Raw genomic sequence first — 13,919 nt, 5'->3', positions numbered from 1 at the left:
CGCGGACTAAAATAAGCATTTATACTTAGATAAATGTTCAACTCTGATTCATGTGCGCCAACCGGAGTTCACAGGCTTGCGGCTAAAGACGCGATCGCACTATTAACAGTTAATACTAAATCCGGGTTAGCTACCCCCTTTATAACCCAGTCCGCGCAGGCGGACTTTGTTTGTGTAGCAGCGATTTCAATCGCCATGGCTGTCTCCATCAACTTATTCAGCAAGCCCTATCTAACCCTATTCCCCTTTCCCTCTTGCCTGACGAATGACAAATGACAAATGACAAAATCAAGCAACATTAGCAGGTTCTACTTGTGTCAAGAATTGGAACGCCTTAACAATATAAGCCGCACATTCTTGAGGAGACATATCATAAAAAGCACGCCAAGCTGCTGCCTTATATTCATCATACTTATCTGCTCGTTCTGGATAGCGCTCCAACCAGCCTAAACGGACAGCATGACCAATCAAAACATCAAGAACAATGTATTCTTCAATTTCCAACTCTGGATTCCGTTCCAGTATTGCGGCTAATTCCACAAGTGCTTCGATATTCACCTGTCGATAGGTTGGCACTTGAATTTTATTGAGTAAATGCTCAACCCGCAGGGCAAAATTCTTTTCCCCAGGTGTCATTTCTGAGAGCAGAGGTTGGCTATCGAGTCGATTGCGACGCTCTAATTTATCGCCGATCACCAAACCCTTACAATGTTTCATCACTTGCCAAACTTTCGGGTAAAAATCTTTAGGCACTCGACCCGCACTACCATCAAGTTGTCGTTTTCTCAGCCAATTTCCTGCTGTAGTAATGTCTTCGTCTACATAGATTCGATCCTCTGGCAATATTACCCAATTAATCACCTGTTTCGGTTGCTTAACGCGCAGTGATTCTTGTTGGCGTAACTTTTGGTTAATCCCTTCATATCCCGCCAAACAGGAACGCAGCCGCATTTTCACATCAAAGGGACTCAAGTGCATCAATTCTTCATAAGCTTCATCTTGAGTCATCCCCAATTCAGCCGCCACTTCACTCGTCAACAGCAGAATTAAATAGCCAACCCGCAGCGTGAGCAAGCCATCAACCAGATGAGGTTCGGATTTAATCAGAATACTCAAGTAAATCAGGAGTTCTTGAGTCAAAACGCGATCGCGAATATCTTCTCGACAAAACTCATCAATTTTTGCCTGGATTTCCAGGTTGGACATTGGGTTTTTAATCAGGGAAGCCTCACTATACGCTTTTCCTACCGTTATCTGTTTCCCCCGCACCAAAATATCTGTCACCGCATCCGACAAGCTAATTTCGACTTTATTCAGTAATCCCGCTGCTTGACGAATCACGCCCCAGTAAACAGAGGCTCCTTCACTACTGGCTTTGATGTACACTTCATTCAGCAAATCCGCCACCGTCACCACTCCTTTAGGTTGACCAAACCCTGTATCAAAGTCCAGTCCCCGCAAGTTTTTCAAGGTGCGTAATAATTCAATTTGCTCATAAAGATTTTCTGAATGCCGTAAACTATCGAGCAAGAGTTGGAGATTCGTTTCGCATTCTAGCAAGAATTCCTGCGTATGACTTAACTGACCATTTTTTCGCGGACTATTTCTCAGGTAATAATCAGGCGGTGCAGCATCTTGAACCGGAGACTCACTAAACTCAAATCCTTGCATCACATCAATGCGTTCAACTCCGGCTGTAAGCGTTAACTGATTTAAACGCCCTAACTTGACCCGCACCCCATTACATAATCCCTCTTGCAATTCTTGGATTAATTCTAGTAACGCCGAACCCTGAAGTTGTTCTTGTCCCGGATGACTGGTTTCCTCTCCCGTCTGCACCATCTGGTGAGTTAATAACAGTGTCATCGTTGGACGTCCTAACTCACCCCAGTGGCGTTGAATATATGTCAGTTCACTTTTAATTTGAGCCACCAGGAAATGATAATCCAGGGTTAAATAAAACTGTTGCTGGTCTAAAAACGCGGGCAAAAACACAATCGTTTCTTTCCCGAAGCGAAAAATGCGGGAGGTGGTCAAACTTCGCAGGCGTCGAATCGGACGTCCGCTTAATCCTAAGGCATCACACCGTCCAATTTGGGCATACAATCGGGAGAGGTCAGTTGCCTGACGCACTTGAGTAGGATCAACTTGTGTCGGGGTCTGTGTGGCAATCCCATAAGCTGCCAGTTGCGCTTGTAACGCTTCATCCTCTGCCAATAGCGCAATTTGTACCACCGGATCTTGGTGACGCCCTACAGAAAAATGACGCCCTAAGGGGTCAACATCTCCCCGCGTAATTAATCCGTCATGAAGCATTTGGGCAAGTAGATACAAACTCTGCGCCCAGACAAGAGGCAAATTTTCATTGGGTTTGCGATTCTGGGAATGAGGAGAAGCGCGTTCGGCTTCAATTTTGTCTGCTGGAACGTAATACACTTCGGGTAATAAGCGCATCCCGTCTCGCTCAACCAGCAATGTATCCAAACGCCCCAGATAATTCCGCGCCCACTCAACGTCTCCCCGGAACCAGCCATCCAGGGCTAAGTAGGTAAAAAATAGGGGCCACTCGCATTCAATATGTTCAAATTGTTGCAGTTCCCAGGGTTCATAGTGCAAGCGGGTGGTATTTTCTAATACCGTTTGATGTCCATCCCGCAAGAACCGCTTACACCCGTATAGTCCCTGTAATTTATCGACAATCTTTTGACGAGTTCTCTCCAAGAGTTCCACGTCTTCGATGGCAAAGGCGGGGAACCCGATTACACTTAACAATGCCGCATCGGTTTCCTTGGAACTTGACTCCCGTGGTAATAGAGATTCTAACGTAATCCGCGATCGCGCAATTTCATCGGGAAGGACATGAATTACCGAGGCTTGAGAACCCCGCACGCCAAATAAATCTAGCCCGTTAATCGCCTCTAATGCGGCTTTTGCCATGCCGACGGAACTGGCGTTGAGTTCAGGATTACCGTGATTAACTTTATTTCCCCGTTCCCAAATTCCGTAATCTGGTGTCCGATAGGTACGACCAATGTAATACACCAGATTCTGAATGAAATGCACTTCAGCAATGGTGTAAACAATGTGTAACCCTGATGCGGTCATCTGAGCCAGCATCAACAGGAATAGGGAAGTGGCATCGAGCTGCAAATGACCCCACTCATCATCCCCCACGACTACATCGCCAGTGCTGGTATTATACTTGGCGTGCAGCGCGTCTAGCAGAGATTGGTTGTCTTTGAACCGTTCCACTTTGGCGGCTTGCCGCATCATACAAAACAGCAGCCCTCGCATCAGTTTGACCACACTTTGTTCCAGTTCAAAGGTGCGCCCACTATCGGCGTCAAGTTTGCGGTACGCTAACGCTAATCCCCAAACCGCCAAAATGCTGTAAACGTTATCCCTAACCCAGGCATCGGTGTAGTCACCATGGGCATTCACTGCCGTACTGGCGGGTAATAATCCTGTAATTGGATTTTGGCGATCAATAATAACGCGAATCTGCTGGTAGTAATTGTCGAGTCGAGTTGGCAGTTGAGCCGCGATGATAGCCATTTCTTAATCAAACTTTAAATAAAATTTATTTTTCCGGGCTCGTTGTTTAGAAGGGCTCCTCTAGAAGCCGACACTGTACTTCTAAGAGTCAGTGTGTGGATTTGTCACCTGTTACGTCTGGCTGAGAACCAGAATGGGTTTTTCCACGGAGATTTTTGTCACTTTGACCCAATACTTGCCCTTTTGCCAAGAATTTGTTACATTAATTTACATATTAATTTACACAATGTAACTAAAACAACTAAGCCATGGAAGGTCAACAGCAAAAGGAAGCCAAATTTGGGTTTACAGCGAACGCTGAGAATTGGAACGGTCGTCTAGCCATGATTGGTTTTGTTGCCGCTTTGATCACAGAATATATTTCCGGTCAAGGCGTACTACACTTCTGGGGGCTGATGTAATACGGCATCGTCAAGTCTTAATCAATTTGTAAAGAATAGCTGGGTGTTCAACCTATGAACCCCAGCTTCCTTTTGGGTTATTTTGTGACACATAGAGGACTCATCTGATATCGTCTCCTGCAGGGCGAGTGCGTCTATCATAGCTGTAGTTATTTAAAAGGGAGCCTTACCCTTATACCCCTTCCCCCATCAGCAAGTCCGGTGCTACCGGACTTGATATTACCCCTCGCCCTCTAGTCCTAGCGGATATACTCCTTGAGAATACTGTTGCGATTGGGATGGCGAAGTTTACGCAGAGCTTTTGCCTCTATTTGGCGAATACGCTCGCGGGTCACGTTAAAAATTTGACCGATTTCTTCTAGGGTTTTCATCCGTCCATCATCTAACCCATAGCGCAACCGGAGAACGTCTCGTTCCCGGGCGCTTAATGTATCCAGGACACTTTCTAAGTCTTCCCGCAGTAGATTTTTGGATACTTGGTCTTCTGGCGTTTCACCATCAGCTTCGATGAAGTCACCCAGGCGAGAGTCTTCTTCTTTACCAATTGGCGTTTCCAGGGAGATGGGAAGTTGGGCAGATTTGGCAATAAATCGCAGCTTCTCGATGGTCATTTCCATCCGGTCAGCAATTTCTTCTTCAGTGGGTTTGCGACCCAGTTCTTGAGAGAGGATTTTGGTGGTCTTTTTGATCCGGGAGATGGTTTCGTAGAGGTGAACGGGTAGGCGAATGGTACGGGATTGATCGGCAATAGCACGAGTGATAGCTTGGCGAATCCACCAGGTGGCGTAGGTTGAGAATTTGTAGCCTTTCTCGTGATCGAATTTTTCCGCCGCCCGAATCAGTCCCAAAGACCCTTCTTGAATTAGGTCTTGAAACGACAGACCCCGATTCATGTATTTTTTGGCAATGGACACGACTAGACGCAGGTTAGACTGCACCATTTTTTCTTTTGCCCGCCGACCCAGGAAAAGGCGTTTGCGAAAGGCGGGGAGTTCCATGTTGACTGAACTTGCCCATTCTCCTTCCTTTGGCTCTCGCTCGAGCTGATCACACAAGCGATCGCGGACACGTTCTAACTCTAACAAGTCCGCAATTTTACGCGCCAGTTCAATTTCCTCATCAGCGCGTAATAGGCGAATCCGACCGATTTCTTGCAGGTAGAGGCGAATTGAATCTTCGGTATAGTGCTTCTTTTTCGCTTGTGTGCGACGACGGGTAGAACGCACCTTACCTGGCTTACCGTCTTCCTCCTCCGGTTCGGGTTGAATGGCTTCCGAGTTAACGTCCACCATATCGTCTTGAGTTGCTTCATCCTCTAGCAAGAATTCCAACCCGCTTTGAGGCTGAGAAATTGTTGCAAGTACGTCGTTTGCCTGGGTCATGCCTTTTTCCTCATGCTCCTTCAGTTAAAGACCAGTAGATGTCCAGTAATCTACTTAAAAATTTAGCCAGCGATTTAATCTTACTTTTGCATTCTAATCGGTTATTGAATTATTGAGCCTGAGAAACTCAAGCTAGATTTATTCCTCTATAACTCAACAGGGATTTGAATGCCGGGTCAAGTAAGTTTTAATCCTAGCGGCTGTTGAGACTTTTTGATTCTAGCTTTAATTCAAAAAACTTGTTCGTGGTTTTTGGCAACTTAGAGAAAGCTGATAATCTTGGCTCGGTTAAGAGCGTTTACGCGAAATGAATATTTGCTTGACGCTCACCGAAGTCCCCTTCTAAGGGGGATGCTTTATACCCATTAATTTTGGTCAAGAATGAAACCATTATAGATTGTCTTTCCTCGATTTGCATGGCTAGATGGATTGAGAGACTAAGCCTAGCTTGGTGGAAGTGAGCGATAGAGTCGTGAGTTTTACTGTTATCCTTTGGAGAGCCATCAAAACTGAAACCGTCTCTTGATGTCTGTCCGTTCTGTCAATCCTTCTTTAATGTACTCTAGGGCTAGACTGGATTGTCCCAGACAAATTGCTGAAATGCGCTCAGCCATTTTAATGAAGTTAGCTGACACTTCAAGAGCCTTAGTTTCTCTATAGTCATGAAATCACCCTGTCTTAGTACAAATGTTCGGTGTGGAGACGATTATGCTTCTTTGACTACGTTAGCGAAATTCGGCGTATATGCAACAATTTTTTTGGGGGTAGAGGTAATGCATAAGTCATGAAGGCTCGATTGTGTGTAAAACATTTGTTTTAACACACAATCGGAGTATTTGTGTTTAAAATCTGAGTAAAATTTGCCGAGATGGTTACAATACGTAACGCTTGTGTCATCTCCTGTGAGCTGGCAACCGGATAGTGAGTCCATCTATTCATACAGATTCATATAGATAGGGGAAATGGGAGTGAGTCCATTATCGGCAGAAAGCAACTTGAGTCAAATACTCACGCTCATCTCTCATCCTACCCAGCTCAGAAGCCATATCGCCTCTACATTCCTCATTCTTTTTCTTAAGCTTTAACTCTATATATAGTTGGAATAATCCAAGTTTCAGGGTTATGGCACTCTACAGATAGCGTTAACACTAACTTACTTCACAGCAATAATGTCGCGTTTCAGTTGCCATAGTTGATCAATGGTCACAAAGTCATATCCTTGATCAAGTAGGGTTGGGATTAACGTCGCTGTAGTTTGTGTAACATCTTCTCCTCCATGGTAACCATCATGCAAGACAAGAAGCGATCCATTACGTACTTGCTGTAGGACTCGTCGGACAACGACTGAAGAGCCAGGACGAACCCAATCTTCTGGAACAACACTCCACATTACGGGTCGGTAGTGCCATTTGTTTAATAATTTTAGAGTTTGGGGAGTAAACAAACCATTCGGGGGGCGAACGTCCCGCAGGTACTCAGGGTTGAGTCCACAAGCTTGGGTAATTGCGGCTTGGGTTTTTTCTAAACTTGATGCGAGCCTATCTGGTGTCAGCAAGGGGAAAGAGTGGTGATTATAACCGTGCAATCCAATCCAGTGACCCTGGAGGTAGACCTCACGGGCAACGCTTGGCGCTGATTTGACGCAAGTGCCTAACCAGAAAAAACTGGCTTTTATATCGTAGCGCTCCAGAACTTGCAGAAGTTGGGGGGTGTACTGGGGGTGAGGACCATCATCAAACGTGAGGGCAATGGTTCGTGACTGGGGCGAACCTGACCAAAGGCAATGGGGAAAGGCAGTTTTCAGAATTGGGTATAAAAGGGGATAGAGCGGGGCAAACTGCATAGGGTAGCAAGGTAAAAGGGTCAAAACTCAAAACTCAAGTCAGCAAGGGTCAGTTGACCGTCAAAGGCATAGAATGTGATGCGAGATATATTCGGTGCATCAATCTGAAGCTGGGTATTGGGAGGCGTAGGTGAATCCGAGCCAGCTAAATTCGGTTGAGTCATTACTTGATCAATAAGCCTACCCTGGGAGTCGTAGGCAGACATCATCGTTCGCTGGGAACTGGTGACATAGCAGCAGAACCAACCAATCGGCTGCGAAAATGTCGCTTCTAGCCAACCGCTTTTGGGTGCCGCCATGAGGACAATAGTACCAGAGCGGGGAGGATAGGCTGGGTTTGATGGCTGTAGAGCGATCGCGTTTTTAAATGTCACTCCAAACTGGTGAAATTGATGCTCTACAACTTCAAAACAGGTTAAGGCTTCCAAGTTAAGGCAGACACTTTTTGGTCTTATCACGAGTAAACTCGACTCATATTCAGCTATATCCCAGCCAGGAGAAGCTATCGCCACTGGCGACTTGATGAAGTTATCATCTATAATTTCCTGTAACTGTAAATTGCATTGCATTGTTATCACGTTTTTTAAACAACGAATAAATTGAGAAAGCTTAAACACTGAAGAGCTGATAACTCCATCAGCCTAGAATAAATGTCAAATTTTAGGTTCAAATCACCGCTCAAATCTCCTGCCCTCAAAACTACTTGATATCGCCAATCTTTTAGCGAATCACGCCTACAGGCTGGTTATCCTAGCATTTAAACTCAACCGCAAGCGTGGGACTTTCGCGGCTTTGGCTGCCAACAGTCTCACCCAAAACTACAAATCTTTTTTATTGGATTACTGATATGAGTTTGTACCCTTTTGTGTGCAAACGTCCACTTGCATAAAATCCTCCGATGAAATAATAGTGAGGAAAGTTCCCTCCGTTCAAAACTTGTAATTTTAACGCTTTTCTAAAAGCGTGACTACCTTTGACCGAGGATTCCGGGTTAAGGGAATCAACTCAAAGTCAGAGGCTCTCGACCCTAGAATCAGGGATGATAGTAATAGCGATAAGGTGGAGATATGATTGAACCCAATGGCTTTAAACAGCACTCCTTAGTGACCTCACTAGGAACAATGGCATACTACACGGCTGACGACATACCGTGGCAAACCCCAGAAACCCCTGAGTCAGAAGCACGACCAACGTTAGTGTTTTTGCATGGCTTTGGGGGTGGGTCATCGGCGTATGAGTGGTCAAAGGTCTATCCAGCATTTGCCAGTGAGTATCGCGTTCTCGCCCCGGATCTTATCGGTTGGGGACGTTCAGAGCATCCTGAACGCAATTACCAGATTGAGGACTACATCAGGACAATTAATGAATTCCTAGAGCAAACCTGTCCTCAAGGCACGCCAGTGATTGCCTCGTCTCTAACCGCTGCTTTGACAATCCGAGCTGCGATCGCGCGTCCTGAACTGTTTAAGTCTCTGATTCTCACCACTCCATCAGGACTCTCTGATTTTGGGGAAGACTACACACGCAGCTTTTTTGCCCAATTGATCAGCACACCTATTCTAGACCGCATCCTCTACAGCACTGGCGTCGCCACTGAAGGCGGTATCCGCAGTTTCTTAGAAACCCGGCAATTTGCTCGTAAGAGCCGAATAAGTTCAGAAATTGTGGATGCTTATTTAGCCTCAGCTCAACAACCCAATGCTGAATATGCAGCGCTTTCCTTTGTGCGAGGAGACTTGTGCTTTGACTTATCCCTGTACATTCCTCAACTTAACACTCCCACGGCAATTATCTGGGGACAAAAATCCGAATTTACCAGCCCAGAAATCGGTAAGCGACTAGCCGATCTTAATCCGAAAGCCATTCGAGTCTTTCAAACCCTTGAGAATGTTGGATTAACTCCTCAGCTAGAATTGCCAGCCGTGACGATTGGTTTAATCCGAAAGTATTTGAAGCTCCTGAATTCAGAGGAAAGGATTGGAGATTAAAAGTTAGTCATTGGTCATTTAGGAACATTTTTACCTAAAGCTAAACCTGCCTGTCAAAGCATTTTCAGGAATCAAGAAACAGTGGTTTATCCTGTTCCCTGTTTCCTGTTAAGAGTTCCCTTTTATTCAACCCTGACCTGAATCACGCTAGCATTGAAATTGTAATCCTTACCCTCTAATTCCACAGGCGTTCCAATTTTAATCTTGCTATTTCCCAGAACCGGACCATCATCGGTAATCGTGGCTTGACCACCGAGGGTCATCAGCATATCAGTGCTAAAGGTGTCAGGTCTGGGATCAGGTAGCGCTTTAGCCGAGCCATCGGGTTGGGGTATTACAAGCAGCCGTGGCAATTCTTCTACCGATAGGATGTCTACCTGACCATAGGGTTGATTGCGAATGACGATATTTGTTTTCTTTTCTTCCCTAAACTGAGCCATCAAATCTTCTGGATTACGCACGCTCAACCCGCGAACCACCAAATCAACTTGGACAGGTTTTGTCGTACTGGTTCCAGGCAGTTGGGCGACGGAACCTGACGTACCGGGAAAGAAAAAGATTCCCACAATCACTAAGAAAATGACCAAGGCAGCCCCTAGATCGAGAATGCTGATTTTACCGAAAAGACGACCTTTAGAATCCAAAATACTCATAAACTCTTACGATTAGTATTTTTTAACTCTCGTTTCACCATCAACAGAAGACTCAGTTATGCTCTCCTGATTAAATTACCACGGCAGCAACAACAGATCAGTATAACCTGTGGAAAGCTGAGAAGTTTTCATAAATGCGATCGCGCCCCCCTTAGGGATGAAACAAACACCTGTAGTCTAAAGTATAGGGGCGACCCGCTTAGTCTAATTAACAGCACCAGCCCGCTCAATGTACTTGGGTCGCCTTATCCTCAACTCCCTGTGTCAGAAAGTGTTTCTTAACACTCAAGGGAAAGCCTCACTTTTATTTTCAAGAGCTGGGCATGAGAAAAAGGGGGGGATATACAGCAGTCATGGCAACTTATAGCCTGTAAGTAGCGTCTATTGTTTGAGTACCTTAACTGTAGCTATTTTAATTTTATGTACCATGGTTAATCCATTATCCTTCTGGTCTCGTCGTCACCGTCGTCTATTATATCCATTTGTGTCAGCGATCTTGGCGTTGAGCCTGATCGTGGGTACACCTCAGGTGAGTCAAGCAATTCCCTGGCTCGATATAATTTTCCGAGGCGTCCAGATTATCCAACTTTCCAATATTTCTGATCGCCAGGAAGTCGAGATCGGGCAGCAGATTAATCAGAAGTTGGTGAGAAACCAGATCCGGCTTTATCGCAATTCCAGTGTTAACCGCTATATTGATCAGATTGGTCAGCGATTGGCAAAAGAAACTCAACGCTCTAATATTCCCTATACGTTTCAGGTGGTTGATGATGAGAGCATTAATGCCTTTGCGACTACAGGGGGGTTTATTTATCTCAACACAGGTTTGATTGAAGCGGCGGACAATGAGGCTCAACTAGCTAGTGTGATTGCCCATGAAATCGGGCATATCGAAGAGGAACACATGATTAAACAAATGCGCCAGAGCGCGATCGCTAGGGGAGTAGCCGTTGCTGCAGGTCTAGATCGCAGTACCTTAGTCAACATGGGCGTAGAGTTGGCGCTGCGGTTACCCAATAGTCGTGAAGATGAATTGGAGGCTGATCAGGTTGGGTTAGATATCCTCAAAAAAGCGGGCTACGCACCATCAGCCATGGTGAATTTTATGGAAAAACTCCAGAATAAAAGGGGTTCCGTCCCCTCATTCCTCAGCACCCATCCAGCCGTTGGAGATCGCATTAATGCCTTAAAGCAGGCGATTGATCCGGCACAAGCCACTGTTGGTGATGGTTTGGATGAAAGTGCCTACAAAGCCAAAATTCGTCCCCTGTTATAGAACTCTCTGTTTCCCTGCTCCCTTATGTGACACCAAACCTTTTGTCGGTACTGCGTTGTCGGCTACGGCTAGTTGGGTAGCTATCGCGCCACCTTGGTTGTGAAGGCTCAACTCGTGTCACCGCCTCCTCAAGTGGCATTTGGCGAACCCGGTTTCGGAAGACGTTGGCTTGATAAACCCGTGAGTTGGTCAGATCTAATCCCGTTAGCCAACCACTTTTAGGATGATAAGCGCCCGTGTCAATATCTAACCATCCTTGACCTTGAGCAATTCGTCCAGGTTGCACTCCTGGCAAGGTAAAGGTAATCGTATGACCGATGATAATTAACTTATTGGCAAAATAAGGCTCTGGCATTCTATGAAATTCGTCCCGAATCCAACAGAATTGTTCAGCCGTTTGCTTTTCAATGGGCAACCGGGGATGAACTCCGGCATGGACTAACCATGTATCTCCCAAATCCATATAGAGTGGTAGGGTACGCATCCACTCTATATGGTCTTGGCGAACACCATCCTCACCATAACTATTGATGGTACTGTGACCGCCGCTATAGAGCCATGCTTGCAGGGCTGGACCATCGATTTCTCCATGACCCAGGATTTCTATTAGCATTTGCTCATGATTGCCTAACAAGCAGGAATAAGTGCTTTGCTTGACAAATTCAACAACTTGAGAGCTTTGGGAACCCCGATCGATTAAGTCTCCCAAAAAATAAACCTGATCGTCTTGACTAGGAGCGATCGCGTCCAATAAGGTCATTAGGGTATCGTAGTGCCCATGCACGTCACCGATAACAATCCGACGGTGAGTCATTGTTTATTGATCCAAATCCGTGTCGTCAAATAATAAGTAGCACCCATAAACATTTACTTGCACCAGTTTTGTTCCCAAAATCTGGACTATTATGTGCCGAGGTATGTTCACCCCTGGTGGGCAAGATTCTCAGACTCAGGATACTCTATTATCTATTACTTAAAACAAGTGCTAACATCTATCTTCCGGGTTTCAGAGAAAATTTATTGAATTTCAAACCTTTTCCGCTTAGCATCCAGCACGCCATTGATAAATACCAGTTTCCTCGAATACTAGTCTTTATCCTAATCATACCCTTTTTTGGGGTAGAGGGGTATGGTTGCCCCTCCAATTGTCTCCCGTTTCCGGGGTAAAGTTAGCTTCGCCAAAGTTATCGGTCGGTAACTATCCAAAAAGCACTGTTTCAGTGACCTTAAAACTGTTTAACTTTTCGGTTCTAGAGCAGTAGACTAGCGGGAGCATCTACTGGTAGGTATTTAACGCTTGCCGACAACGTAGTCAGTTAAGACTTAGGCTGGTAAGCATAGCTTCAACTTATTTGGCTTTTGCTCCGTGTCTTTAGACTGGGGTTGCTTACCTTCTCCCTATTGTTATTCACAAGATCGTTCGATGTCACCAAAACCTGTGTTAGATTCTCCCTGGGTAATAATTCATGCCCTCCAACAACCTACGAGCTGGAGTTGGGTTGAACAAGCTCTAGCTCACCTTGATCTCATTCTACTCGACCATTCCCAATGCGAACGCAAAGCGGCAGGTGTAGCCCTGAATTTAATTTTTCGCTACCCATCGAGTACGCAACTGGTTCGTCAGCTAACCGCGATCGCGCGTGAGGAGCTGGATCATTTTGAGCAAGTTAATCAATGGCTAGAACGACGGAGTATTTCCCTAGCGTCCCTCTCTCCGCCGCCCTATGGCGCTAAACTATCAGCTCAGATTCGTCGTCATGAACCGGAGCGGCTATTGGACTCTTTACTGGTTGCGGCTCTAATTGAGGCTCGCTCTCACGAACGGCTGGGATTACTGGCAACTCACTGTCCTGACCCGGAATTAGCCGAGTTTTATCAAAGTTTGATGACATCTGAAGCACGTCACTATGGCGTGTACTGGGTGCTAGCGGATACCTATTTTGAGCGGGAGGTTGTCAGCCAGAGGTTAGAAGAACTGGCGACGGTAGAAAGTCAGTTGCTGAGTACGCTTTACCCAGAACCTCGAATTCACAGCTAAAGCATCAGTTCAATCATCCCAGTTTGTAATATAATGACCTAATTCAAATGCAGGGAGAGCAGGGGAGATTTTAGCTGGTCAGTTATTTCTGCCATGCTGCACTAGTCGGTTTTTGTTCCAGTAACCGGATGCTGTCCGTAAAAGGGTAAAGCCTGTGACCAGTGAGGACGCTTTCCTTGTTGCCAATCCAAATCAGCCAAGTCTAATACACTGGTGACACAGGTTCCTAAATTAACGGCTACCTCAATGAGTTGATAGGGGAGTTTTTGATTGTCTAAGACCTGTTGCCAGATATCAGGTGTCATTACGGCATCGGGTACAAGGGGCATCAAGCTCGAATTGTCTGAGGATGCCTGATAGATTGCAGTATATAACTGTCCCCGTCGAGCAGGCATTTGTAGCGCGATCGCTCTTTTGTGTGAGGTATTCTGATACTCTTTCTTTTGAAGCGTTACCGACCAAGCAACGGCTGCCAGAGTGGAAATGGCAAACAGGGGAATCTCAAGTTGCTGCGCTAAGGTTCTTGCCGTGACTACACCAATACGAGTGCCTGTAAAACTGCCAGGTCCTTTGGCTACAGCAATAAATGCCAAATCTGCCCAACCTTGTGAACTCATAAACTCACTCATAGTCTGATGTAAGTGAGTAGACAAATCTTGTCCCAAATCCCAGGTAGCCGCACGATTGTCGCTCTGGAAATTACTGATGGCTAGCCCCAATTGGGGACTAGTGGTATGTAGGGCTAAACCGTATTGGTTGTCATTTGTCATTTGCAAGGGTATA

Annotated in this window: 12 protein-coding genes; 4 read left to right on the top strand and 8 right to left on the bottom strand. The window is 45.7% G+C overall.

Annotated elements, in window-relative coordinates:
• Positions 1-68: 68 nt before the first annotated feature.
• Both RID09_RS01090 and RID09_RS01085 read right to left on the bottom strand, forming a co-directional pair.
• The gene (locus RID09_RS01090) at positions 69-197 is read right to left on the bottom strand and encodes a hypothetical protein (protein WP_446334108.1); all 129 of its coding nucleotides are present in this window, start codon (positions 195-197) and stop codon (positions 69-71) included.
• 91 nt (positions 198-288) lie between these two features.
• Positions 289-3,555: a glycoside hydrolase family 15 protein gene (locus RID09_RS01085; protein WP_446334107.1), complete on the bottom strand. Its 3,267-nt coding sequence runs from the start codon at positions 3,553-3,555 to the stop codon at positions 289-291.
• A gap of 248 nt (positions 3,556-3,803) precedes the next feature.
• Here RID09_RS01085 and RID09_RS01080 point away from each other — a divergent pair, with 248 nt between their 5' ends.
• Positions 3,804-3,956, top strand: coding sequence for a chlorophyll a/b-binding protein (locus RID09_RS01080; protein ID WP_446334106.1), 153 nt, complete (start codon positions 3,804-3,806; stop codon positions 3,954-3,956).
• A gap of 239 nt (positions 3,957-4,195) precedes the next feature.
• Here the strand turns inward: RID09_RS01080 and rpoD are convergent, their stop codons facing one another.
• The 3 genes from rpoD to RID09_RS01065 all read right to left on the bottom strand — a co-directional run bounded on the left by rpoD (position 4,196) and on the right by RID09_RS01065 (position 7,750).
• Positions 4,196-5,338, bottom strand: coding sequence for an RNA polymerase sigma factor RpoD (rpoD, locus tag RID09_RS01075; RefSeq protein WP_446334105.1), 1,143 nt, complete (start codon positions 5,336-5,338; stop codon positions 4,196-4,198).
• Between the two features lie 1,153 nt (positions 5,339-6,491).
• On the bottom strand, positions 6,492-7,181 hold the full coding sequence (locus tag RID09_RS01070; RefSeq protein ID WP_446334104.1) for a polysaccharide deacetylase family protein: 690 nt from the start codon (positions 7,179-7,181) through the stop codon (positions 6,492-6,494).
• 20 nt (positions 7,182-7,201) lie between these two features.
• Positions 7,202-7,750, bottom strand: coding sequence for a hypothetical protein (locus RID09_RS01065; protein WP_446334103.1), 549 nt, complete (start codon positions 7,748-7,750; stop codon positions 7,202-7,204).
• Between the two features lie 498 nt (positions 7,751-8,248).
• Between RID09_RS01065 and RID09_RS01060 the strand changes: the two genes are divergently transcribed.
• Positions 8,249-9,169 (top strand): alpha/beta fold hydrolase, encoded by a 921-nt coding sequence (locus tag RID09_RS01060; protein WP_446334102.1) that lies wholly within the window; start codon positions 8,249-8,251, stop codon positions 9,167-9,169.
• A gap of 122 nt (positions 9,170-9,291) precedes the next feature.
• On the opposite strand, the gene RID09_RS01055 is transcribed toward RID09_RS01060, so the two are convergent.
• A complete protein-coding gene (locus RID09_RS01055; RefSeq protein WP_446334101.1) occupies positions 9,292-9,822 on the bottom strand; it encodes a DUF4330 domain-containing protein in 531 nt (176 codons plus the stop codon).
• 427 nt (positions 9,823-10,249) lie between these two features.
• Here RID09_RS01055 and RID09_RS01050 point away from each other — a divergent pair, with 427 nt between their 5' ends.
• The gene (locus tag RID09_RS01050) at positions 10,250-11,098 is read left to right on the top strand and encodes a M48 family metallopeptidase (protein WP_446334100.1); all 849 of its coding nucleotides are present in this window, start codon (positions 10,250-10,252) and stop codon (positions 11,096-11,098) included.
• Positions 11,099-11,120: 22 nt separating this feature from the next.
• On the opposite strand, the gene RID09_RS01045 is transcribed toward RID09_RS01050, so the two are convergent.
• Complete coding sequence (locus tag RID09_RS01045; RefSeq protein ID WP_446334099.1) at positions 11,121-11,912, bottom strand: metallophosphoesterase family protein; 792 nt, start codon at positions 11,910-11,912, stop codon at positions 11,121-11,123.
• Positions 11,913-12,521: 609 nt separating this feature from the next.
• Here RID09_RS01045 and miaE point away from each other — a divergent pair.
• Positions 12,522-13,136 (top strand): tRNA isopentenyl-2-thiomethyl-A-37 hydroxylase MiaE, encoded by a 615-nt coding sequence (gene miaE / locus RID09_RS01040; RefSeq protein WP_446334098.1) that lies wholly within the window; start codon positions 12,522-12,524, stop codon positions 13,134-13,136.
• 101 nt (positions 13,137-13,237) lie between these two features.
• On the opposite strand, the gene tsaB is transcribed toward miaE, so the two are convergent.
• Complete coding sequence (tsaB, locus tag RID09_RS01035; RefSeq protein ID WP_446334097.1) at positions 13,238-13,906, bottom strand: tRNA (adenosine(37)-N6)-threonylcarbamoyltransferase complex dimerization subunit type 1 TsaB; 669 nt, start codon at positions 13,904-13,906, stop codon at positions 13,238-13,240.
• Between the last annotated feature and the right edge of the window lie 13 nt (positions 13,907-13,919).

Origin of the sequence: Coleofasciculus sp. G1-WW12-02, from assembly GCF_040219735.1 — a bacterium.
Taxonomy (GTDB): domain Bacteria; phylum Cyanobacteriota; class Cyanobacteriia; order Cyanobacteriales; family Coleofasciculaceae; genus Coleofasciculus.
Note: the sequence above shows the minus strand (reverse complement) of the source record. Positions and strands in the feature narration are given on the sequence as shown.

Bases quoted from the DNA above. Each gene is read 5' to 3' on its own strand.
- RID09_RS01090 (WP_446334108.1), bottom strand. From the start codon at position 197: ATGGCGATTGAAATCGCTGCTACACAAACAAAGTCCGCCTGCGCGGAC.
- RID09_RS01085 (WP_446334107.1), bottom strand. From the start codon at position 3,555: ATGGCTATCATCGCGGCTCAACTGCCAACTCGACTCGACAATTACTAC.
- RID09_RS01080 (WP_446334106.1), top strand. From the start codon at position 3,804: ATGGAAGGTCAACAGCAAAAGGAAGCCAAATTTGGGTTTACAGCGAAC.
- rpoD (WP_446334105.1), bottom strand. From the start codon at position 5,338: ATGACCCAGGCAAACGACGTACTTGCAACAATTTCTCAGCCTCAAAGC.
- RID09_RS01070 (WP_446334104.1), bottom strand. From the start codon at position 7,181: ATGCAGTTTGCCCCGCTCTATCCCCTTTTATACCCAATTCTGAAAACT.
- RID09_RS01065 (WP_446334103.1), bottom strand. From the start codon at position 7,750: ATGCAATGCAATTTACAGTTACAGGAAATTATAGATGATAACTTCATC.
- RID09_RS01060 (WP_446334102.1), top strand. From the start codon at position 8,249: ATGATTGAACCCAATGGCTTTAAACAGCACTCCTTAGTGACCTCACTA.
- RID09_RS01055 (WP_446334101.1), bottom strand. From the start codon at position 9,822: ATGAGTATTTTGGATTCTAAAGGTCGTCTTTTCGGTAAAATCAGCATT.
- RID09_RS01050 (WP_446334100.1), top strand. From the start codon at position 10,250: ATGGTTAATCCATTATCCTTCTGGTCTCGTCGTCACCGTCGTCTATTA.
- RID09_RS01045 (WP_446334099.1), bottom strand. From the start codon at position 11,912: ATGACTCACCGTCGGATTGTTATCGGTGACGTGCATGGGCACTACGAT.
- miaE (WP_446334098.1), top strand. From the start codon at position 12,522: ATGTCACCAAAACCTGTGTTAGATTCTCCCTGGGTAATAATTCATGCC.
- tsaB (WP_446334097.1), bottom strand. From the start codon at position 13,906: ATGACAAATGACAACCAATACGGTTTAGCCCTACATACCACTAGTCCC.